This is a genomic window from Halobacillus sp. 12SKB (genome assembly GCF_052941655.1).
This window is the reverse complement of record NZ_JBRFWR010000001.1, coordinates 3,739,838-3,759,258: the sequence shown is the minus strand read 5'-3', so window position 1 is coordinate 3,759,258 and position 19,421 is coordinate 3,739,838. Positions and strand designations below refer to the sequence as shown.

26 protein-coding genes and 1 other annotated feature are annotated in these 19,421 nt (G+C 43.7%); of the genes, 19 read left to right on the top strand and 7 right to left on the bottom strand.

The window, feature by feature from the left end; translation table 11 throughout:
- Positions 1-105 precede the first annotated feature (105 nt).
- From ACQ4XT_RS18830 to ACQ4XT_RS18810, 5 genes are all read left to right on the top strand, one after another.
- Positions 106-252, top strand: a complete 147-nt coding sequence (locus tag ACQ4XT_RS18830; RefSeq protein WP_446855038.1) for a hypothetical protein — start codon at positions 106-108, stop codon at positions 250-252.
- A 35-nt stretch (positions 253-287) separates the two neighbouring features.
- Entirely contained in the window at positions 288-548 is a 261-nt protein-coding gene (locus tag ACQ4XT_RS18825) for a hypothetical protein (RefSeq protein WP_446855036.1), read from the top strand.
- Between the two features lie 13 nt (positions 549-561).
- Positions 562-1,029: an NUDIX hydrolase gene (locus ACQ4XT_RS18820; RefSeq protein ID WP_446855035.1), complete on the top strand. Its 468-nt coding sequence runs from the start codon at positions 562-564 to the stop codon at positions 1,027-1,029.
- Positions 1,030-1,144: 115 nt separating this feature from the next.
- A complete protein-coding gene (gene dnaN, locus ACQ4XT_RS18815; protein WP_446855033.1) occupies positions 1,145-2,266 on the top strand; it encodes a DNA polymerase III subunit beta in 1,122 nt (373 codons plus the stop codon).
- 133 nt (positions 2,267-2,399) lie between these two features.
- The gene (locus ACQ4XT_RS18810; protein WP_446855031.1) at positions 2,400-3,713 is read left to right on the top strand and encodes a TrkH family potassium uptake protein; all 1,314 of its coding nucleotides are present in this window, start codon (positions 2,400-2,402) and stop codon (positions 3,711-3,713) included.
- Between the two features lie 116 nt (positions 3,714-3,829).
- Here the strand turns inward: ACQ4XT_RS18810 and ACQ4XT_RS18805 are convergent, their stop codons facing one another.
- Both ACQ4XT_RS18805 and ACQ4XT_RS18800 read right to left on the bottom strand, forming a co-directional pair.
- On the bottom strand, positions 3,830-4,270 hold the full coding sequence (locus tag ACQ4XT_RS18805) for a hypothetical protein (protein WP_446855030.1): 441 nt from the start codon (positions 4,268-4,270) through the stop codon (positions 3,830-3,832).
- A gap of 126 nt (positions 4,271-4,396) precedes the next feature.
- On the bottom strand, positions 4,397-5,329 hold the full coding sequence (locus ACQ4XT_RS18800) for an oxidoreductase (protein ID WP_446855028.1): 933 nt from the start codon (positions 5,327-5,329) through the stop codon (positions 4,397-4,399).
- A gap of 141 nt (positions 5,330-5,470) precedes the next feature.
- Between ACQ4XT_RS18800 and ACQ4XT_RS18795 the strand changes: the two genes are divergently transcribed.
- The 8 genes from ACQ4XT_RS18795 (at position 5,471) to ACQ4XT_RS18760 (ending at position 10,739) form a co-directional block, all read left to right on the top strand.
- Complete coding sequence (locus ACQ4XT_RS18795) at positions 5,471-6,010, top strand: sigma-70 family RNA polymerase sigma factor (RefSeq protein ID WP_446855027.1); 540 nt, start codon at positions 5,471-5,473, stop codon at positions 6,008-6,010.
- On the top strand, positions 6,003-7,040 hold the full coding sequence (locus ACQ4XT_RS18790) for a DUF4179 domain-containing protein (protein WP_446855025.1): 1,038 nt from the start codon (positions 6,003-6,005) through the stop codon (positions 7,038-7,040). The genes ACQ4XT_RS18795 and ACQ4XT_RS18790 overlap by 8 nt, the downstream gene beginning before the upstream one ends.
- A gap of 111 nt (positions 7,041-7,151) precedes the next feature.
- Entirely contained in the window at positions 7,152-7,346 is a 195-nt protein-coding gene (locus tag ACQ4XT_RS18785; RefSeq protein WP_446855023.1) for a hypothetical protein, read from the top strand.
- Complete coding sequence (locus ACQ4XT_RS18780) at positions 7,343-7,885, top strand: GNAT family N-acetyltransferase (RefSeq protein WP_446855022.1); 543 nt, start codon at positions 7,343-7,345, stop codon at positions 7,883-7,885. The genes ACQ4XT_RS18785 and ACQ4XT_RS18780 overlap by 4 nt, the downstream gene beginning before the upstream one ends.
- Positions 7,886-8,014: 129 nt before the next feature.
- Positions 8,015-8,242, top strand: a complete 228-nt coding sequence (locus ACQ4XT_RS18775; protein ID WP_446855020.1) for a hypothetical protein — start codon at positions 8,015-8,017, stop codon at positions 8,240-8,242.
- Positions 8,243-8,455: 213 nt separating this feature from the next.
- Positions 8,456-9,214, top strand: a complete 759-nt coding sequence (locus tag ACQ4XT_RS18770; protein ID WP_446855019.1) for a CPBP family intramembrane glutamic endopeptidase — start codon at positions 8,456-8,458, stop codon at positions 9,212-9,214.
- Between the two features lie 14 nt (positions 9,215-9,228).
- Positions 9,229-10,041, top strand: a complete 813-nt coding sequence (locus ACQ4XT_RS18765) for an alpha/beta fold hydrolase (RefSeq protein ID WP_446855017.1) — start codon at positions 9,229-9,231, stop codon at positions 10,039-10,041.
- Positions 10,042-10,103: 62 nt separating this feature from the next.
- Complete coding sequence (locus tag ACQ4XT_RS18760) at positions 10,104-10,739, top strand: hypothetical protein (RefSeq protein ID WP_446855015.1); 636 nt, start codon at positions 10,104-10,106, stop codon at positions 10,737-10,739.
- A 272-nt stretch (positions 10,740-11,011) separates the two neighbouring features.
- Here the strand turns inward: ACQ4XT_RS18760 and ACQ4XT_RS18755 are convergent, their stop codons facing one another.
- Positions 11,012-11,188 carry a hypothetical protein gene (locus ACQ4XT_RS18755; protein WP_446855014.1) on the bottom strand — a complete coding sequence of 59 codons (177 nt, stop codon included), beginning with the start codon at positions 11,186-11,188 and terminating at the stop codon, positions 11,012-11,014.
- Between the two features lie 183 nt (positions 11,189-11,371).
- Here ACQ4XT_RS18755 and ACQ4XT_RS18750 point away from each other — a divergent pair, with 183 nt between their 5' ends.
- Entirely contained in the window at positions 11,372-11,938 is a 567-nt protein-coding gene (locus ACQ4XT_RS18750; RefSeq protein WP_446855012.1) for a LysM peptidoglycan-binding domain-containing protein, read from the top strand.
- Positions 11,939-11,984: 46 nt separating this feature from the next.
- Here ACQ4XT_RS18750 and ACQ4XT_RS18745 read toward each other — a convergent pair whose 3' ends face one another.
- Together ACQ4XT_RS18745 and ACQ4XT_RS18740 are read right to left on the bottom strand one after the other, a co-directional pair.
- On the bottom strand, positions 11,985-12,713 hold the full coding sequence (locus ACQ4XT_RS18745; protein ID WP_446855009.1) for an alpha/beta hydrolase: 729 nt from the start codon (positions 12,711-12,713) through the stop codon (positions 11,985-11,987).
- A gap of 44 nt (positions 12,714-12,757) precedes the next feature.
- Complete coding sequence (locus tag ACQ4XT_RS18740; RefSeq protein ID WP_446855006.1) at positions 12,758-13,321, bottom strand: TetR/AcrR family transcriptional regulator; 564 nt, start codon at positions 13,319-13,321, stop codon at positions 12,758-12,760.
- Positions 13,322-13,506: 185 nt separating this feature from the next.
- Here ACQ4XT_RS18740 and ACQ4XT_RS18735 point away from each other — a divergent pair, with 185 nt between their 5' ends.
- The 5 genes from ACQ4XT_RS18735 (at position 13,507) to ACQ4XT_RS18715 (ending at position 17,841) form a co-directional block, all read left to right on the top strand.
- Complete coding sequence (locus ACQ4XT_RS18735; RefSeq protein ID WP_446855005.1) at positions 13,507-14,334, top strand: oxidoreductase; 828 nt, start codon at positions 13,507-13,509, stop codon at positions 14,332-14,334.
- 293 nt (positions 14,335-14,627) lie between these two features.
- Positions 14,628-14,774 carry a hypothetical protein gene (locus ACQ4XT_RS18730; RefSeq protein ID WP_446855003.1) on the top strand — a complete coding sequence of 49 codons (147 nt, stop codon included), beginning with the start codon at positions 14,628-14,630 and terminating at the stop codon, positions 14,772-14,774.
- A gap of 117 nt (positions 14,775-14,891) precedes the next feature.
- On the top strand, positions 14,892-15,518 hold the full coding sequence (locus ACQ4XT_RS18725; RefSeq protein ID WP_446855001.1) for an FMN-dependent NADH-azoreductase: 627 nt from the start codon (positions 14,892-14,894) through the stop codon (positions 15,516-15,518).
- Between the two features lie 163 nt (positions 15,519-15,681).
- Positions 15,682-15,907, top strand: a binding site (T-box leader).
- A gap of 44 nt (positions 15,908-15,951) precedes the next feature.
- Entirely contained in the window at positions 15,952-17,193 is a 1,242-nt protein-coding gene (gene tyrS, locus ACQ4XT_RS18720; protein ID WP_446855000.1) for a tyrosine--tRNA ligase, read from the top strand.
- A gap of 27 nt (positions 17,194-17,220) precedes the next feature.
- Complete coding sequence (locus ACQ4XT_RS18715; RefSeq protein ID WP_446854998.1) at positions 17,221-17,841, top strand: nucleotidyltransferase domain-containing protein; 621 nt, start codon at positions 17,221-17,223, stop codon at positions 17,839-17,841.
- 294 nt (positions 17,842-18,135) lie between these two features.
- On the opposite strand, the gene ACQ4XT_RS18710 is transcribed toward ACQ4XT_RS18715, so the two are convergent.
- Together ACQ4XT_RS18710 and ACQ4XT_RS18705 are read right to left on the bottom strand one after the other, a co-directional pair.
- The gene (locus tag ACQ4XT_RS18710; protein WP_446854996.1) at positions 18,136-18,927 is read right to left on the bottom strand and encodes a cytochrome c oxidase assembly protein; all 792 of its coding nucleotides are present in this window, start codon (positions 18,925-18,927) and stop codon (positions 18,136-18,138) included.
- Positions 18,920-19,399, bottom strand: coding sequence for a DUF2243 domain-containing protein (locus tag ACQ4XT_RS18705; protein ID WP_446854995.1), 480 nt, complete (start codon positions 19,397-19,399; stop codon positions 18,920-18,922). Before ACQ4XT_RS18705 ends, ACQ4XT_RS18710 begins: the two co-directional genes overlap by 8 nt.
- Positions 19,400-19,421: the final 22 nt, after the last annotated feature.

Here is a 19,421-nt window from a genome sequence, read left to right as displayed (position 1 = left end):
AAGCAGGCCTTTTTACAAATAATGTTGAAAAAGCCGGTGAAGAATGGCGGCGACGGGCTTAACATCCAGAGACAACGATCCGATAAACAGGGCATATCTTAAATTATGGGAGATGATGGAAGTGATCGTTATCTCCTTCTCGTTGAACCAGGCAGACGGTGGATTTTTTCTGATCAGGTTTCTGAGGTTCATCCCCTTGAAGTGGTTCTTATAAACATAGGAACCATCACAGTTGATGAACTTGGTCGGTGAACAGTCGATCAAATTTAAATAAGGGGGCGGAAAAGATGCATAGTATTTTAGCGATGTGGTTAGATGAAGAAGGCAGGCTTGGAGTCATTGAACGGAAAGATGAACGGTTCGGGTCTTCTTTCCATCCGATTCAGAAGGATAAAAAAACAAAAGAAATGGTGATCATTAATAACCTTTGGTATACCACTTATACAGGTGCTCGTCATTACTTCCGCTTAAATACGAATGAGTATCGTGTAGCCGGACGAATGCAGAAAGTCGATGTGCGGAAAAGCGGGTTAAGAGAATCTTCATAAAAGGGTGAAAGCTATGGATTATATTCGTCATTTACGCTCCATGGTCGGCCATGAGAAGGTGCTGATGGTCGTAGCAGGAGCGCTTGTATTTAACGATAAGAACCAATTATTGCTGCAATTGCGAACGGATTCGGGTAGCTGGGGGGTGCCTGGCGGTTTTATGGAACTGGATGAGTCTGTTCAGGATACAGCGCGGCGGGAAGTTTTGGAAGAAACAGGCTTGATTTTGAACGAGATGGAACTATTCGGTATCTACTCTGGGCCTCAAAAACATAAAGTCTTTGGAAATGGAGACCAGGCCGCGATTGTAGAAATATGTTTTATTTGTCGTTCCTATGAAGGGGATTTAGTGAAGGAGAATGAAGAATCCCTGAGCAATCGTTTCTTTGGTCTTGATGATCTTCCTGATTACATATTTCAAGATCATCAGCAGGTCATTGAAGATGTAAAGAATAAACGTGTCACACCGATTGTCGGGTAAGGGTTGAATCCTGAAAAGAGCTGTCTATGAACATAGGGAGTTCTTTTTTTATAAAAGAAGGACAAACGTACGTTCGTGTCGAATGTGAAGGGTAGAAAGGAAAGGGGTTCTTTCCATGGAATTGCGAATACATAAGGGTACATTGGAGGGAGCTGTCTCTGAAACAGCTTCTGTTATTGGGAAAAATTCACTGCTTCCTGTACTGAGTGGAATAAAGATGGAGGTAAGGGAAAGGGAGCTTGTCCTGGTTGGAAGTGATGGAGAAATCATGATTAAGAGAGTCATACCTGTCCAAGAAGGTGATTTCGAATGTATTGAATCAGGTGACTGTGTATTACCGGCAGTTTTTCTTGAGAATTTAGTCAAGAAAATGCCTGGTCCTATTCACATGAGGAAGAATGGAAGCCGATTGTTGATTCAATCCGGTGAAGTGACAACTTCTGTATCCGTCCTCTCAGCTGAAGAGTATCCCGTCATCCCGGATGTTGAATCGGATGACGCGATCACAATGAATAGTAAGGATTTTGTGGAGCTTGTGCGCCAAACCATCTTCGCTGTAGCAAAAGAAGGAAGTCGCCCTGTGTTAACGGGAGTTCATTTCGAATTTTCAGAGGGGCATGTACTAGCTGTGGCCACAGACTCTCATCGATTGACTTTTGTGAAGAAAAGACTAACGAAAGGGAAGAAGAATAATTATTCCTGTACGGTGCCTATGAAAACACTGAGAGAACTGATGAAGCTTTTTAAGCATACGCAGGGACCTTTGATGATATCCATGACTAATGAACTATTCAAAGTGAAATCGAGCGAAGTGACATTGATTTCAAAGTTGCTAGACGGAGCATTTCCGGATATGGCAGCACTCTTATCCAAATCTTCTAAGGTGGAACTGGTCATAGAGAAGAGTCGTATGATGTACAGTGTGGACAGAGCTGGTTTGTTTGCGAAAGATAGTAGGAACCACCAAATTAAACTCCGTCTTACAAACGAGAAGACACTGAACATTTCTTCCTTTTCCCCACAAGTGGGCATGATTGAGGAAAACATTCCTTTAATTAAAGCTTCAGGGGAGGGGGGCATGGATGTTTATATCGACAGCGTTTTTTTGTTAGAAGCATTAAAAGCTACAAAAGGAGAGGAGATCCAGCTTTTTTATAACGGGTCAATGAGCCCACTGATCCTTCGTAGTACAGGAAGTGATGAACAGGTTCATGTCATTTCGCCTGTTCGAGCATAGAGATAAAAAGTGTAGGGAGAATGTCATTCACTTTTAACACATGTGAAATGTAAAATTTGAAAGAATATGTTTATAAAACACGAGGACCGCTATACAATAAGTATCATCCTATAGAAGAAATGGCGGTCTGAAAATGAAAGGTCATTCATGGTCTCCACCTCAAATTTTGATTGTGACTTTTGTTGTCCTTATTCTATTTGGCGCTGGATTGCTCATGCTTCCTATGGCGACAACAAACGGTATCAGTTTTATTGATGCACTCTTTACATCCACTTCTGCGATGACAGTAACCGGCTTGATCGTATTGGATACGGCGACAGCCTTTACGATGTTTGGACAAGTGGTAATCATGATGCTTATTCAACTGGGAGGCCTTGGCATAATGACATTTGCCGTCTTTATCTATATCGCTGTCGGTAAGAAGATTGGGCTCAAGCATCGGCTGCTTATTAAACAGGCGTTGAATCAATCGGCCATCGGTGGTGTGGTGAAGCTTGCGAAGCGGCTGCTCATCTTCTCATTAATTGTAGAAAGTATCGCTGTCGTTTTCTTGTCGATCCGGTGGGTTCCTGAATATGGGTGGTTTCAAGGCATTTATGCAAGTGTGTTTCATTCCATATCAGCCTTTAATAATGCCGGGTTTTCGATTTGGTCGGATAGTCTATCCGGATATGTCATAGATCCGGCTGTCAATATTGTCATCACGCTATTATTTATCATCGGCGGCATCGGGTTCACCGTGGTTTTTGATCTGTGGAGGACGAAAGAGTTCAATCGTCTGGCCTTACAAACCAAGTTGATGATTGTAGGTACGTTGGTTCTGAACACCATCAGTTTTTTAGTGATTCTATTATTAGAATTCAATAATCCTGCCACCATTGCTGATTTTTCGACGCTGGGTAAAATTCAAGCCTCTTATTTTCAGGCGGTGACCCCCCGTACGGCTGGATTTAATACTTTAGATATCGGGCAGATGGAAGAATCCACGTTGTTCTATATGATTACACTCATGTTTATCGGTGGAGGGAGTGCCTCCACGGCTGGCGGGATCAAGTTGACGACGGCCCTGGCAATTCTGCTTGCGACGATCTCCTTTTTCAAAAGCAGGCAGCATACATCCATTTATCAACGTAGTCTTTCTCCCCACATCATTCTCAAAGCTCTGGCTCTAACCATTGCGGGCATGTGTGTGGTCATTTTTACGACATTTGTTTTGAATTTGACGGAAGATGCTCCGTTCTTAATGATTTTGTTTGAGAGTGTTTCGGCCTTTGGGACTGTCGGACTTTCCATGGGGTTGACAGGAGACTTGAGTTTAGTAGGTAAGGTGATGATCATTGGGACCATGTTGATCGGAAAACTGGGGCCTTTGACCTTCGCGTTTGCCTTTGCTAAGCAATCCCCGGATCTTGTGAAACATCCGGAAGAAGATATTTTAACGGGGTAAAAGAAAAGATGGAAGTCTGTGAAGGACTTCCATCTTTGTTTATGTTCCTATGGTTTGAAATGAGGGGGCGTATGTTGTTCTGTTCCTTCATCGTGATTTCAATATAGAAGGAGGATTCAGAACAAGACGTTATGGTAGGCTTCGTTCACGAGTTCGATGTAGTGGATCCAAACAAAGACCGCAATGGTAATGACCACTCCATTCGCCGAAAGTGTCCAAGAAAGGTACTTCTTTTTCTTCGGGTGGTCCCCCATCCACTTCTCACTGAACAATAGATAATAAGAGGCAATAAAAAATGGAGCGATTAGTATGCCTGCAAGGAACCACTGGTTGAATTGACTCATATAGGAACCTAAAACAGTCAGGCTTTCCTGTTCCTTGCTTACATCAGAGTTAATGATTGGATTTGGTCCGCTCATGCCTTCATATATAACTAATTGATTCTGCTCATTAACTTCATATTTCAAAAATTCGAAGTCCATCGCCAGTCCATAGATGGTAAGTATGGATAGGAGACTGATAATAAAAGCTAGACCCCACGTCTTTTTCTTGGACATTGCCATGCTCCTCTCCATGGTTTTATAGCTTTTATTATTCCAAATAAAGGAAGGTTATTCAACTGGGAGTCTGTATTTCTAAAAAAAGCTGAAGAGGATATCCCCTTCAGCTTTGATCATCTATGATTATTTAGTGAAAGGATAGGTGACTCCGGTAAGTTCTTCGGATACTTTCCACAATTGATCGGCGTCCATAACATCGTAAGATTTCGTGATCGGAGAAACGGCGACAGGGGCACCTTTCATTTCCCATCTGCCTCCGGGGCCAAAGTATTCCCCTCCTTGTACGTCAGGGTCAGTCGCTGCCCTTAAGCCAGGTAGCGCTCCTTCTGAAGCTTCCTGGGTCATTGGTGTAAGCAAACGTCCGAGAATCTTGAAGAGGAATTTATCTTCAATGTGCCTCATAAGATTCGTGCTTGCTATCCCGGGGTGGGCAGCCGATACGGTGATATCTAAACCATTCTCTGTGATTTTTCGTTGCAGTTCTTGAGTGAATAATAGATTGGCAAGCTTAGACTGGGCATACGCTTTCATAGGTGTGTATCCTTTTCCACCTTCAAACATGAGGTTATCGAAATTCATTTTTCCAGATTTATGGGCGTTGCTTGAAATATTGACAATTCTAGCATCTGGCGTATTCTTTAATGTCTCAAACAATTGGCCTGTCAGTGCGAAATGACCGAGGTGATTGATGCCCAGCTGCTGTTCAAAACCATCTTTTGTCTTCCCATATGGGGTGGTCATCACTCCAGCATTGTTCAGAAGAAGATCCAGTCTGTCGTACTTTTCCTTAAAGGCATCTGCAAAAGCCTTTACTGATTCCAAATCACTTAAATCGAGAGCCATGACATCAATGTCTGCATTCGGGTTTTCCTTTTGAATGGATAGAAAGGCTTCCTGCCCCCGTTCCATCGACCTTGAGCCGAGAATGACGGTTGCTCCCCGCTTGGAAAGAACTTTCACAGATTCATACCCTAAACCGCTGTTCCCTCCTGTTACAATCACTATTTGACCTTTCAGGGAAGGAATGTCTTCTTTCGTCCACGCTTGTTCTTTCATCCTTATCACTCCTTATAAATTTCATAGTAAGAAATTTCCGGATGCATGTAAAAAGAATAGACTTCAGATGAGCACATAAGAATTTTATGGAACCTCTTGATGAACCATTTCGTCAAAGGTAATGACAAAGGGGGGAAGCTTATGAACGGGGAACAAACAGAGCGGAGTACAGATAAAGAAGTACTAGTCGACTTGATGGAATCCTACGGGGACATGGTCGTGAGAATTGCTTTTACTTATGTTAAAGACCAGCAGCTGGCTGAGGATTTGGCGCAGGATGTATTCATCCGCTGTTATCAACATTTACATACATTTGAACATCGATCGAGTTACAAAACCTGGGTGTACCGCATAACGGTCAATCATTGCAAAGACCACGTCAGAAGTTGGTCGTTCCGAAATCTAATTCCATTTGAACCGATGAAGATGGAAAAAGGAAAGGAAACAAACAGTATTAGTGACCAATTATTAAAAGAAGAGGAAAATCAGGTTCTCTTTCAAAAAGTGCTGAAGCTTTCCGTGAAGTTAAGAGAGGTCATCATCTTTTATTATTACGAAGAATTATCCGTGGAGGAAGTCGCTGAGTTGTTAGGTGTCAATGTGAATACGGTCAAAACAAGGCTGCACAGAGCAAGGAGCAGTTTGAAGAGAATGTTGAAGGGAGGAGAGGTCTTTGAATAACCGATGGAAGTATCCTGAAAAGGTTCAGCAGATGAAGTTTGAAGAAGAGCAACAGAAGCAGGTGTTAGACCGTTTGCAACATCCGCAAGCTCGTCAGAAAAGAACGTTTGGTCGTTTTTGGATGGCTGCTGCTGTCGTGCTTCTTTTATTAGGTGGATTATTGTTTACACCGGCTATGGAACATGTCGTTGCAAAAATTCCTTATATCAGTCAGTTTATTGAGAAGGAAGAAGATCGGATGGAAAGGATGGAGACGTTTTTCAATGAAACAACCCAATCGTTTGAAAAAGAAGGATATCAGATTGGGAACATGCAGGTCAGCAGGGATGACAAGGAAGTTACCGTTGAATTGATAGAGATGAGTAGTGGAAAAGAAGAAATCCAAACAATCGTTGAAGAACATTTGGAAAATAACGGCTTTCATGACTATGCGGTCTCTGTGAAGCTTTTTGAAGAAAGAGTCCAGCAGTCGGATGTGACCGAAGAGGAAATGGAACAGCTCTATAAAAATACGAAGGAACTGGAAGAGAAGATATCAACACGATTGCAGGAAGAAGATTTTGAGCTCTTGTTCCCTCTCCAAGTGCAAATGAATCCGACCCAAGGGTTGTATATCAATGCCATCGTTTCAGAAGCAGAGACGAGGTTAAATCTTTTAGAAGACATCCTGTTGGAAGAGGGGGGAGAATATAACGAAGATCCAGAACTTGATATCCGTCAAGTAGAGAAAAAGGCAAGGGAACAAGAAATCCGGTGGGGAGAGACAGGAGCTATTAACGATATTGCCCAGGCAATGATGGAATCGGAACAATATCCAGTCACAGGTTTTGCTTCTTCTTTCCATCCGTATCCGCTGCAAATCAAAATTAAAACTTCCCTTGATCGTTCAGATCGAACCTCAAGGGAAATCGCTGAAGAAATAAGAGAAGAGATTGACCTCTTCATTCAAACCGGAGAGAAAACAGCTCCGATTAGAAAAGACGAATATGAGGTTTATGTTCTCAGTAAAGACAAAAAGAATATCCAATGATTCAGACGCCACCGGGAAGGTGGCGTCGTATTATTGATGGGATGGATATGTTTTGAAATAATAGAAAAAGGGATGTTTTTCCTGGAATCAGTATTTGAAAGGTGGGATGTTATGCTTGCGAACATTTTATGGGGATTGTTTCTTGTCTTGTTCATTGCCTTTATGATTTTCTTGGACAGGAGAAAGTCTGAAAAACGCAAGGGGCAGCCTCCCATTCGGAAGACAGAGCAGGAAAAAGAAGTGGAACGTGCGGTGGCAAGAGAAAAAGGATTTCGTGGTGGACCAGGGGGAGGTGACGGAATGTGATCAACGGAGAAGCGATCTATGTTCGAGAACTTATAAGTCATGATGCCGAACAATTGCTGCAGTATGAAAAGAAGAATCGGTCGTTTTTTGAGCAGTTCTCGATGGTGAGAACGGATGACTTTTATACGCTGGAGGGTCAAAATAACCGATTGGAAACTCTTCATAAAGAAGGCGAGGGGGACAAGGGTTACTTTTTCGGTATATTCCGAAAGGATACAGATCAGCTGATCGGGACGGTTAATCTTTTTCAGGTCATCCGCGGGTCATTACAAAGTGCATACATCGGTTATTTTCTCGATCAGGATTACAATGGGAAAGGCTATACGACAGAGGCTGTGAGACTTCTTGTTGCGTATGCTTTCGATCATCTTCAATTACATAGGATAGAAGCAGGGGTCATGCCCCGCAACAAAGCATCCATTCGTGTGCTTGAGAAAGCCGGATTTCACAAAGAAGGGGTTGCGAAGAAGAATGTGAAGATCAATGGGAAGTGGGAAGACCATCAAGTCCTTGCGATCATTAATCCGGATGATTTGTAGATAGTGAAAGCCAGAATGGTATAAATGACAGATCCATTTAGGCCGACTATTATGTAAAAAGGAAAAGATTTGAAACTTTTCTTGATCGGTTTCCGTACTTGTATTAAGAAGAAAAGGAGGGTTTCGCACATGTGGGCTTTTCTCGGCCTCATCGGTTTGTTGGTTGTGCCGCTGTTATATGGGTTTTTGCGCGATGCTTTCGGATGGAACAGGAACAAATTTTACGGTGATGAAATGAACAAGCAAAAACGTAATTCTGTTGAAAAACGGTATGATAAAGCTGAAACCAGGACGGAAGAAGTTCGTCAGCACTCTAGAAATCACGGCAATCATGGAGGATTCGGAGGCTTTCATTGATAAGAATACATCCTTCTGAAGAAGGTGTAGGTTATAAAAAGCCAGCAGGAGTGCTGGCTTTTTCTATACGAATTATTGTCTGGTGTACATAAGGAAAGAAGATAGTAAATCTGCTGGAAAAAGAACGAGTTACGGAGCAAATATGCAGGGGAAAGGGTGGAAATCGTTGAAGGAAAATACGAAGTCTTTGCTTTTCAATCATGAGGTTGTGGTATGAGATCGTTCGATCGTGTGACAGGTGTGCTTTTTGTAACCGGCATTGTCCTCATTAGTGAACAACTATGGTGGATGACGTTCTTTCTATTTCTTCTTTTCCTATTCATACGAAGAAGGGGTCCCGATGAGGGGGTAATGGCAGATGTTTTCCTCGGTTTCCTCAGCGGCTTTGCATTATGGCAGGGGATTACAAACCAATGGGAAGCTGTCCAGGGGAATCATGTACTAGAAAGGATTCTCCTGATCCTTATCCTTCTTGGCATTTATTTTCCTCTCAAGATACATAAAAAAGAAGTGAAGCTGCCCTTCCAGTTGCCAGATTGGAAAAGGCGTCTCGATTTTCCATACCATTCAATCAAAGCCTCTTCCTTTTTGCTGATTGGGCTATTCATCTCTTTAATGGTTTTTATTCCAACTTTAATTGGTGAACCGGAGACGGATTGGAAATTATTATTCGGGTATGGCCTTCTATTTTCCATCGTCAACGCTCTTCTTGAAGAGTGGATATGGAGAGGGGTTTTATTTGCCAGTTTAAAAAAGTATGGATCTGTCACTTACGCCATTATTATCACCAGTCTGGGGTTTGGGTTGATTCATCTTTCCATCGGATTCTCTCTCCTCATGAGCTTGCTTTTTGTAGGAGCAGGATTCTATTATGCCGTCCTCGTTTGGAAGACAGAGAGTTTATACCCACCCATCGTTTTTCATTGGTTGTGGAACATGGGAATGGTCTCGAATGGCTGGATTTTTTCGTAAAAAGGAGAGGTTGTATGAAAAACTTGTTTGAGTGGGGTGACAGGGAAAAGGAGACGGTCATCTTTGTTCACGGGTTAGGAAGCACAGGGCTGTCATTCGGGGAATTGGCTTCAAAATTGTCAGCGTACCATATCGTTTCTTTCCATCTTCCAGGTCATGGAGGTACAGCGCCGAAAGCAACGGAAGAAGATTACTTTCCGACGCGAATGATTGATGAGATCGATGCACGTACCGAACAGGACTCTTTCTATTTAGCTGGACATTCTTGGGGAGCACACTTGGCGTTTTATTATGCTGCCGCTTATCCTGAAAAGGTGAAAGGGGTGATCCTGTTGGATGGTGGATATTTACCTTTAGATGAAGAGGATCTTGATGATGAGCTGCGAATGGTCGAGTCATTTTATGAAAACATACGTTTTGAAAATGAACGAGCTTTTCTAGCTGCTGAAAAAGAAGAGCTGGGTCGGTGGTCGGTGGATTTACAAAAGGCATCGTTAGCTCAAGTACAGGAAGTCGATGGAGAAATCCGCTTGGCTGCTTCCATTTTCACCGCTCGATCGGTCATTAAGGGAATGGCAGCGGAACCCGTAGAAAAAGTAAGACCAAAAATGGATGTTCCTGTGCTTTTGCTTCGAGGTACGACTCCAGAAGATATGGAGGAAATGCGCAAATCTGCTACTGCAGCATTGAGTGAAAACATAAAGTGTTTCGATGTCATTCGTGTACCGGGGGCTGGTCATGATCTTTACCGGGATGCTCCGCAGCTAGTCGCTAATGAAATAGAAACATGGATTGGGGAACGTAAAAAGAATGGGGATTTTGCCTGAGGTACAGTTTTATTAGAGGGCAAGGGCGCTCCACCCGTAATTAAGAGAGAGGAGCTATTCGAATGAATGTAGTAGGCATTTTAGGAATGACACACGACCAGGAAATGCAGAAAAAATATCACTATCCATTATCCCTGGTCAAAGAGTTGATCGAAGAATTCGAGCCGGATGTCATTTGTGGGGAGGTTCACCCATCCAGTTGGGAACTTTACATACACCAAGGAGACCCTTACGGAATCCTTGGTGAAACACAGGAAGAGTATCCTGCTCTGATTTTCCCTTATTGTGAAGAAAAGGGCATTCCTTTTGTCCCTGTCAATTGGTTTGAAGAGGATGTATTCGAAGAAGAGCCTTTTGATCGCTATGATGAGCCGAAAAGGGTAAAGTTAGAGAAAGAATGGGAAGATTGGAATAAGAAGCAACTGGCCACATGGAATGATGGGCGGATTCCATTGAATTCTACTTCTTATGACCAGGTTACAGAACAGATGTATGAATGGATTCATAACATAAATCCTGAGGTCCAGGGTATCGTCTGGAACGCCAGGCACCAGATCATGGTCAAACGGGTTGTTCACGCAATAAGAAAATATCCTGACAAGAGGATTTTGTGTATTCATGGGGCTGATCATAATTATTGGTATCATCAGGCCTTGCGAAAAGAGGAAGAGATAGAGGTCGTCTATCCATTAAGGTAAACCTTGGGGCTGGAACCGGGAAGGTATGGTGCTTCATTTCAGCTGTGACCTTTTTTCTATGCGGTCATTGGTAGGATGATAGGAGATTATCCTGTATCGGTTTATTTTTCTATTCTTAGCTATTTTATCTCTCCTGATGATTTTGAAGTGGCCAATGGCCAGGGAGGGAATGGATCATTAGTTATTCTACCGTTCGAAAATCAGAAGCGGGAAATCTTGGATTTAGGTTTCCCGCTTTTAAATGAAACGATCTCTTTTTGAACATCTACGATTTAAAAGGGCTTAGAATGTTTAGGGTCTCCCGCTCTGTCTTTGGCAGAAAAGTGGCGATACATATCCTCGAAAGTCCCTTTATTTGCAAAACGGTTGCTTCCTTTATTTCTGCGTCGGTCGAAAAAAAGCGTGACAAGGATGAACAGACCTGGAACAGCAAAAATCAACCACAGCATAGACTTCCTCCTTCAACAATATGACGTGGCTTTCCTATGGTCTCTACCCTTTTCTACAGGTTCTTGTATTGTCCTGCACGGATTAGGGGATTACTGGATATTTTTCAAAATATTACGTTTAGATGACAGAGAAAACCGAAACACAAATACTGAAAGCCATTTTACCTTAAGGAGGGTCCAAGGATGAACAAAAAGAAGCTTTTGGTACCTGTACTCGCTTTAGGGATGACGTTTGGGGTTGGGACTGCCGGTGTTTCTGCGGAAACTTATCAAGTGACCTTCGAAAAAGGGGAAACGCTTTGGAGCCTTGCCGAACAATATGATGATGTGACCGTTGATGATTTGTTCCTATGGAATCCAGGGATTGACGCAGATATCATTCAACCTGGGTCTCGAATTACAGTGAAAACAGACGAAATGGTTAGTGATGATTATCCGAATGAAGAATTTCATACCGTTACACCGGGAAGTACGTTGTACAGCATTGCAAACCTCCATGAAGGGCTTACGCTTTCCGAGCTGTTCGAATTAAATCCCGGCATCGACCCATGGAATTTGCAGCCAGGTCAGAAAGTACGGGTTTCACCGGCTGAAAATATGAATGCTCACGATCATACGATTGCTCCTTACGATACGCTTTATGGAATAGCTGGTATTCATCAAGGAGTGACTGTGCAGGACCTTTATGAATTGAATCCTGGAATTGATGCAAGAAATCTCCTAATTGGTACGTCCATCCGTGTGAAATAAAGAAGAAAGCCCGGGCCATCTGTTGGTACCCGGGCTTTTTCGCGGGTCAGATTTGATCTTCCAGCCACTTATAGATGGTTCGAGCGATGATTTCCTGCTGGGTTTTCGCTGGGATTTCAGCAGGCAGATCTCCTTTTTGTGGACCATACATACCGAATTGGGCATGGTTTCCTTTTTCAATTTTATGAAGAGTGATGTCCGTTGAAAGCAGTGGCTTTGTCTCCTTTATTTTCGCTTCTGTCGTTAACCCATCATTTTCTGCATATATCGATAGAATCGGGGTTTCGGCATCGGCGAAGCTGCTTCCTTCCGTGGGATAGGAAGCAAGAAGAATCAATCCCTCTGTTTCCTCCGGATGCTTTTTGACAAAAGAAGCAGCGGCGACCCCACCGAGTGAATGGCCTCCCACATACCATGCTTCAACATCAGGATAGCGGTCCATCAATTCATTTGCTTTGTTCGTGCTTAATATAGGTAGGTTCAACGTTACATCAGGAACCCCTGTAACGTATCCGCTGTTTGCCAGTTGCTGAGCCAGATAACTGTAGGCTTCTGGTTCCACCTTTGCTCCAGGATATAAGATGAACCCTGCTTTAGCTTTACCGCCGGGTTCATGTACGACCCATCCGTCTTTATTGTGGGGTTCTTCTTCCACCAGGCGTGTCATCTCTTCCGAAGGTTCGTAAGTTTGTTGAGTCCAGATGAAAAAGAAGAGAACTCCAATGCTGATCAGGCCCAGGAGACCCACCGATATATACTTGAGCCATTTTTTCATAATTCAACATCCTCCCTATGCGTTACAAACGCAAACCACTGTTCTCACTTCTTCAAATGAGGGTTATTCAATGTAATATCTGAATAGATCTGAGCCATTTTCTCAGGAGTCTCTACGGCGCCATGATGAATCCATTTTTCGAGCATATGCCATATGCCTGCGGAATTGAATGCCGTGTAATACTGCAGGAATGTTTCATCAAAGCCTTCCATCATATCCGCTTTGTATCTCTCATTCAAGGATGGCAGATAGTCGTCCAACTGTTTGAGAAGGATGACAAACAAGTCGTTTTTCTGGATCAGGTTGAGGAATTCAATATGCTCCTGCCAAAATTCAAAATAAAGCTTAGCCATCGCGTAAGGGGTTAAGGCTTCAAGCGCTTCGAATTCTTTCTCAACCTCATTCATCAACCCTGTAATGTATTCTTGGAGGACTTCTTCCTTGCTTTGGAAGTTACGATAGAACGTCTTCCGGACGAGCTCGGCAGATTCGGTAATTTCTTTGACTGTGATTTTGTGATAAGGCTTTTCTTCCATAAGTCTTAGTAAAGCATCGATGATCCATTTCCTCGACCTCATAGATATAGGGTTCATGCTTTTGTCATTCATCCTGCTATTTCTCCTCTCCATTGAGCGTGTTGTAACAAGTGTCACACTTTCTTATATCTGTATCACTTGATCAGAAACCATTGACCCTATGATGATAATCTCATTATAATTTGCTTACATAAGTGACACAAGTGTGTATCTATATACATGTGTCACTTCGGGATTAGAAGGAGGAGGAATGTGAAATGAAGAATGATGAAAAAGGTGTCGTGCTGATTACAGGGGCTTCTTCAGGGATGGGGATGGAAACGGCAAAACTGTTGCTGGAAGAAGGCTACATCGTCTATGGAGCTGCAAGACGTTTGGAAAAGATGAAAGAAATCGAGTCTCAAGGGGCTCACATTCTTTCTATGGATGTAACTGATGAATCATCTATGGTGGATGGGGTGAACCGGATTATTCAAGAACAGGGAAAAATTGATGTGCTGTTCAACAATGCTGGATATGGATCGTATGGAGCTGTGGAAGACGTACCATTAGAGGAAGCGAAGCGCCAGTTCGACGTTAATCTATTTGGATTGAGCCGATTGACTCAACTTGTATTGCCCCATATGAGAAAACAGCAGTCAGGCAAAATCATCAACAATTCATCCATGGGTGGAAAAATTTTTACACCAATGGGAGCCTGGTATCATGCATCCAAGCATGCACTCGAAGGATATTCGGACTGTCTCCGGCTTGAGGTGGCGCCGTTTGGGATTGATGTGGTCGTTATACAGCCGGGGAGTATTGAGAGTGAATGGACCGGTATCATGCTCGAGAATTTACAGAAAACGTCTGGAACGTCTGCCTACAAAGACATGACACGATCTTTCGTTAACATGACTGAGAATATGACGGGAGCATCCTCTTCACCAATAGTGATTGCAGAAACAGTGAAGAAAGCGATCGAAGCGAAAAAGCCGAAAACACGTTATGCGGCCGGCAAGTATGCCAAACCTTATATGTTCTTAAGAAAAGTGCTGCCCGATCGGATGTTTGATTCCATTTTCCATTCCATGATGCGAAGGTGAAAAGGATAAAAGTGGAACTTAATAAATGAATGAGAAAGTCGATGAAAGGGATGGGACGTAACTGTGTCATCCCTTTTTTATTTTGATTGGTGTGATAAGAAGGGGTTCTTCCTACGAGAGCGAAGTATCATATAAGGGAAAATTAGCTGGTGCGTGGCCGTCTGCCGGACTGGGTCACTTTTAAATATTTGGATCAACTAACTTTGATACACAGAAGTTCTTTTTTTTAATGGATAGAATAATGGCTTTTTGTAAGCGGATGCTAATGAAAAAGAAGTGAAGGAGGCGGCAGAATGAAAGGCACCCCATTCCACTACGATGGACGTTCACCTATGAACCAAGAAGGAACGCCGGACGAAGTGTTTGTCATGACAGATGAAGCAAGAATGAACATAGCAGCAAACCCTTATCTCCATGATGTAAATTCCGAGCAGGAATAACAGCTATTATTAAGGATTCATCCTAATCAGGGTGGGTTCTTTTTTTATGTATTTGAATAGTAAAAAAGCGCGTTTTCATCCAAACTATACTATCTTGAATCGAAAGGTAGGATACGTATGGCAAAGGTTTTATATATTACCGCACATCCTCATGACGAGACCGCCTCTTTCAGCATGAGGGTAGGGAAGGCATTCATCGACGCTTACAAAGAAATAAATGACGGGGATGAGATTATTCACATCGACTTGTACAGAGAAGACATCCCTCCTATTGATGCTGATATCTTCAGCGGGTGGGGGAAGCTGCAGTCCGGCGATCAACTCTCTGAAGAAGAAAAAAGGAAAGTCGAGCGATTGGGAGAGCTGAGTGATCAATTCATCTCGGCAGACAAATACGTCTTCGTCACCCCGATGTGGAACTTCTCTTTTCCTCCTGTGATGAAGGCTTATATTGACTCGGTGGCCGTAGCGGGCAAAGCTTTTAAATATACAGAGCAGGGGCCGGTTGGTCTATTAACAGACAAAAAAGCTTTTCACATCCAGGCGTGTGGGGGAATTTATTCGGAAGGTCCTGCAGCGGGGATGGAGATGGGGCATCGGTATTTGAACATCGTCATGCAGTTTTTCGGTGTCCCTTCCTTCGATGGTATTTTTGTTGAAGGACATGCGGCGAATCCGGATCAGGCGGATGAGATTAGAGAACATGCGATAGCTAGAGCAAAGGATGCAGCTCAGACTTTTTGAGTAGTTACTTTCCACATGTCTTTAGTCCCTATCGGTGGAATGATAAGTGGATACCGAAGGGTAAGAAGATTTTAAAGACAAAAAAAAGTTCAAAACATAAAAGATTCAGAAAAAAACGTTGACATCTTCTTCCTTACCGCGTAACATAATCCTAACTTTAATATCTACGGCTATGATAGAAATGCAGTAGTGAAGAGATCCCTGTTTTCAGAGAGTCGACGGTTGCTGCGAGTCGATACACACCTCTTCATGAATTACCTTCTGGAGCTTCTTTTACGAAAACTCAGGTAAGTAGTGGAAGACGGTAAATCCGTTATCTTTTTGAGGGGAGGATGAAGAGATTCGTCTTCAACTTGGGTGGTAACGCGTGATGAAGACACGTCCCATGATGGGGCGTGTCTTTTTTATATTCTGAAAAATGGAGGGCTGTAAGATGATGGAACTATTAAATGATGGGCAAAAAAGAGAACTGGAAAAACAATGGGAGGTTCTATCTTATGGTGTCTCCTCGATCATTCCGGAAAACGAATTCAAAGAGAAGATTGCGAAGTCGATTAAAAATGAGCAGCCGTTGAAAGTGAAGTTGGGGCTCGACCCGACCGCGCCGGATGTCCACCTTGGTCATACCGTTGTGTTGAATAAGCTGAAACAGTTCCAGGAATTCGGGCACACGGTTCAGCTGATCATTGGAGATTTCACAGGGAAAATCGGGGATCCGACGGGGAAAGCGACCGCTCGGACGGCTTTGACGGATGAGGAAGTGAAGCACAATGCCAAGACCTACTTCGAGCAGTTCGGCAAAGTGATCGATATGGAAAAAGTGGAGCTCCACTATAATTCGAAATGGCTGTCTCAAGTAGGATTTTCAGAAGTGTTGAAACTTGCGAGTACCGTGACAGTAGCGAGGATGCTTGAGCGCAATGACTTTCATAACCGGTACAAAGCGAATAAACCGATCCACCTTCACGAGTTTTTCTACCCCGTCATGCAGGGATACGACTCGTATGCGTTGGAATCAGACATCGAGCTCGGTGGAACCGACCAGGAATTCAACGTGTTGTTTGGCCGCCAGGTGCAGGAGCACTACGGCAGGGAAAAGCAAGTCGTCCTGCTGATGCCGTTGATTGAGGGTCTTGATGGTGTAGAGAAAATGTCGAAGTCGAAAGGCAATTATATCGGCGTGGATGAACGGCCGCAGGACATTTTCGGAAAAACGATGTCGATCCCTGATGCGTTGATCATGAAATATTTTGAGCTCGTGTCTCCCTTATCCATTCAGGAAGTGCACGAAGTGAAACGGAGTCTTGATGAAGGGACGCTTCACCCGCGGGATGCCAAAATGACGCTTGCCGCTTCATTTGTTGAAATGCTTCATGGAAAAGAAGCGGCCCGCCAAAGCCGTGAGCAGTTCGTCAATGTTTTTCAGAAAAAAGCGATGCCGGATGAGATTGCTGAAGTGATATGGGAAGGAGAAAGGGAATTGCTCGTTGTCGATCTCGTCAAGGAACTCGGACTTTTACCTTCCAAAAGTGAAGGAAGAAGGATGATCAAGAATGGCGGTGTCCGGATTGATCAGGAGAAAGTGACCGATACCAACCAAATGGTGCAGGTGACTGACGGGATTGTGGTTCAAGTCGGGAAAAGGAAGTTTGTAAGGCTGAGAAGTTCATCCTGATTGGAGAGAAAAAGGAGAAATGAAGCGATGGAAAGAGAAGCATTTATAGAAAAAGCAACCGAACATATGAGAGAGAAGTATAAGTGTCATACCGTATTTTTGTACGGCTCCTATCAAACGGGTGATGCTACAAATGAGAGCGATGTCGATTTGATTGGTTTTTCCGATGAGCTGGATACGCAGAATAAAGTGGAAACGTTCAGTGGCAAGCTTCTTGATGTTTGGGTCCACAAAACCGATGATATGAAAAAGCCAGCCGACTTTTTGAAGGTCCATCGTGCAGAAGTCCTCGTGGATGATCATGGCCTTGCCCAGACATGGATGACAGAAATCGATTCCATTTTCAATGAGGGACCGGCGCATTTGCAACCGAAGGAGAAGCAGTTTTTGAAAGATTGGCTGATCAAGATGAAGATCCGTTCGAGAAAAGGGGATATGGAGGGACGCTATCGCTTTCACTGGCTTGTGAAGGAAAGTCTTGAAATCTATTTTGAGATGATCGGCCGCTGGTACCTCGGTCCGAAAAAGTCGCTGAACTGGTTACGTGATCACGATGTGGAAGGGTACCGGATTTACGATAAGCTGTTGGAAGGACCGGGGGATCGCAGGCGGTTGGATGCCTGGATTGATCATTTGCAGAAGCTCTAAGTCTTTTGTTGGGATATCGGCCAAAGTGGAGATTTATCGGCTGGGATTAAGATATATCAATTGAACTCGAAATATATCAATTAAAATCAAGATATATCAATTAAAACGAACATATATCAACGAAATCAGATTTCCAGATAATCCCGCGATTGAGTTTTTCACCGCGATGGTCTTATACAACTTGGAACAGTCGCCATTAGCGGTGAAAAAACTGCTGAGAGTCTTTGGGTGAAAAAGTACGAAAAGGCCATTTCTTTTTATGCGGGACAATTGGATAAAACTTGGTAGCACTCTTCATTGACTAGCTGCCAGTCTCTTTTTTGGTTGAGCAGCTTTGTACCACTGCAAACAGAGAATGAAAATAAGAACGGCGTCGATCGCATCGCCCCCGTAATACATAAGCATGGACCCAGCCTCTGCCTTGTTCTCACTGACTCCTTCTGGTGGAGAGGCATATAAGTATTTCGATAGGATGCCATGGCCGGCAAGAGCGAAGATGAACACGATGGCCCGGTAAAGATAGCTGTAGCGATGAGCGACAGGGTCGGTATAAATCATGGCCATTGTAAAAAGGTAACCGGCCAGGAACACATGCAGATGGACGAGCACATGAATCCATAGACTTTGATGCATCATGTGATATAAGTCTGTGGTGTAGAGCACCCATAATCCGCCTATGTTGAGAATGGAGGCGGTGACCGGGTGACTGATGACACGTACATAACTACTTCTCAGAAGAAGGGTCAGTTTTTTTGCAGCGGAAACAGGCAGGGTTCTTAGCAAAAGGGTCATCGGTGCGGCGAGGACGAGCAGGAGTGGGGCGAGCATGCCTAAGAGTAAGTGCCCCATCATATGAGCGCGAAAATCGATGCGTGCCTGGTCAGCGAGCGGGCCGATGACAGCCAATCCTGCGCACAGGACCCCGATGGTCCAGCACACATAACGCCAAGTCGGCCATTTTTGTAAATGAGGAGAACGATTAGAGACGAAGCCTGCTCCTATATACAAGCCAATGGCTAAGAGGAAAGGGAACGACAAAATCAAGTCAAACAGGAGCCCACTTCCGCCCGCATGCGCCTCATGCATCGGAAGGGTCTCCTTTTTTGCTGGTGCGTTTTAGAAGGAATAGACCTGCAGCAATCATAACGACAGCGGATAGATTCCACACCAGATCATAAGGGATCACATTTTCTACATAACGGATCTGGTGCAACCGCATCAGTTTATGCTGAATGATCCCGTCGTACAACTGGAAGGAACCTGCCCCAAGCAGAACGCCGCCCCACCATTGCTTCGATGTTAAGCCATTCCTCCTTTTCAGGTCGGCCAAAAGAAACAGGCCGCCAATGGTTGCGAACCAGCTGAACGCGTGAAACAAACCATCTGATATCAGGCCGATGTCGGTGGTGGATTGATCATAAAAGTGGTGCCATCTTAGCAGTTGGTGGAAAATCGTTTCATCGATAAAAGCAGCCAGGCCGATTCCGAACAGGACTCCGGACCATAGGCTGCGCTTTAAGGTATGTTTTGGATCAGAATGAAGGGATTTTGCACCCATAGAGAAACCTCCCGTCCTTCAA

Bases quoted from the DNA above. Each gene is read 5' to 3' on its own strand.
- ACQ4XT_RS18830 (WP_446855038.1), top strand. From the start codon at position 106: ATGGGAGATGATGGAAGTGATCGTTATCTCCTTCTCGTTGAACCAGGC.
- ACQ4XT_RS18825 (WP_446855036.1), top strand. From the start codon at position 288: ATGCATAGTATTTTAGCGATGTGGTTAGATGAAGAAGGCAGGCTTGGA.
- ACQ4XT_RS18820 (WP_446855035.1), top strand. From the start codon at position 562: ATGGATTATATTCGTCATTTACGCTCCATGGTCGGCCATGAGAAGGTG.
- dnaN (WP_446855033.1), top strand. From the start codon at position 1,145: ATGGAATTGCGAATACATAAGGGTACATTGGAGGGAGCTGTCTCTGAA.
- ACQ4XT_RS18810 (WP_446855031.1), top strand. From the start codon at position 2,400: ATGAAAGGTCATTCATGGTCTCCACCTCAAATTTTGATTGTGACTTTT.
- ACQ4XT_RS18805 (WP_446855030.1), bottom strand. From the start codon at position 4,270: ATGTCCAAGAAAAAGACGTGGGGTCTAGCTTTTATTATCAGTCTCCTA.
- ACQ4XT_RS18800 (WP_446855028.1), bottom strand. From the start codon at position 5,329: ATGAAAGAACAAGCGTGGACGAAAGAAGACATTCCTTCCCTGAAAGGT.
- ACQ4XT_RS18795 (WP_446855027.1), top strand. From the start codon at position 5,471: ATGAACGGGGAACAAACAGAGCGGAGTACAGATAAAGAAGTACTAGTC.
- ACQ4XT_RS18785 (WP_446855023.1), top strand. From the start codon at position 7,152: ATGCTTGCGAACATTTTATGGGGATTGTTTCTTGTCTTGTTCATTGCC.
- ACQ4XT_RS18775 (WP_446855020.1), top strand. From the start codon at position 8,015: ATGTGGGCTTTTCTCGGCCTCATCGGTTTGTTGGTTGTGCCGCTGTTA.
- ACQ4XT_RS18770 (WP_446855019.1), top strand. From the start codon at position 8,456: ATGAGATCGTTCGATCGTGTGACAGGTGTGCTTTTTGTAACCGGCATT.
- ACQ4XT_RS18765 (WP_446855017.1), top strand. From the start codon at position 9,229: ATGAAAAACTTGTTTGAGTGGGGTGACAGGGAAAAGGAGACGGTCATC.
- ACQ4XT_RS18760 (WP_446855015.1), top strand. From the start codon at position 10,104: ATGAATGTAGTAGGCATTTTAGGAATGACACACGACCAGGAAATGCAG.
- ACQ4XT_RS18755 (WP_446855014.1), bottom strand. From the start codon at position 11,188: ATGCTGTGGTTGATTTTTGCTGTTCCAGGTCTGTTCATCCTTGTCACG.
- ACQ4XT_RS18750 (WP_446855012.1), top strand. From the start codon at position 11,372: ATGAACAAAAAGAAGCTTTTGGTACCTGTACTCGCTTTAGGGATGACG.
- ACQ4XT_RS18745 (WP_446855009.1), bottom strand. From the start codon at position 12,713: ATGAAAAAATGGCTCAAGTATATATCGGTGGGTCTCCTGGGCCTGATC.
- ACQ4XT_RS18740 (WP_446855006.1), bottom strand. From the start codon at position 13,321: ATGAATGACAAAAGCATGAACCCTATATCTATGAGGTCGAGGAAATGG.
- ACQ4XT_RS18735 (WP_446855005.1), top strand. From the start codon at position 13,507: ATGAAGAATGATGAAAAAGGTGTCGTGCTGATTACAGGGGCTTCTTCA.
- ACQ4XT_RS18730 (WP_446855003.1), top strand. From the start codon at position 14,628: ATGAAAGGCACCCCATTCCACTACGATGGACGTTCACCTATGAACCAA.
- ACQ4XT_RS18725 (WP_446855001.1), top strand. From the start codon at position 14,892: ATGGCAAAGGTTTTATATATTACCGCACATCCTCATGACGAGACCGCC.
- tyrS (WP_446855000.1), top strand. From the start codon at position 15,952: ATGATGGAACTATTAAATGATGGGCAAAAAAGAGAACTGGAAAAACAA.
- ACQ4XT_RS18715 (WP_446854998.1), top strand. From the start codon at position 17,221: ATGGAAAGAGAAGCATTTATAGAAAAAGCAACCGAACATATGAGAGAG.
- ACQ4XT_RS18710 (WP_446854996.1), bottom strand. From the start codon at position 18,927: ATGCATGAGGCGCATGCGGGCGGAAGTGGGCTCCTGTTTGACTTGATT.
- ACQ4XT_RS18705 (WP_446854995.1), bottom strand. From the start codon at position 19,399: ATGGGTGCAAAATCCCTTCATTCTGATCCAAAACATACCTTAAAGCGC.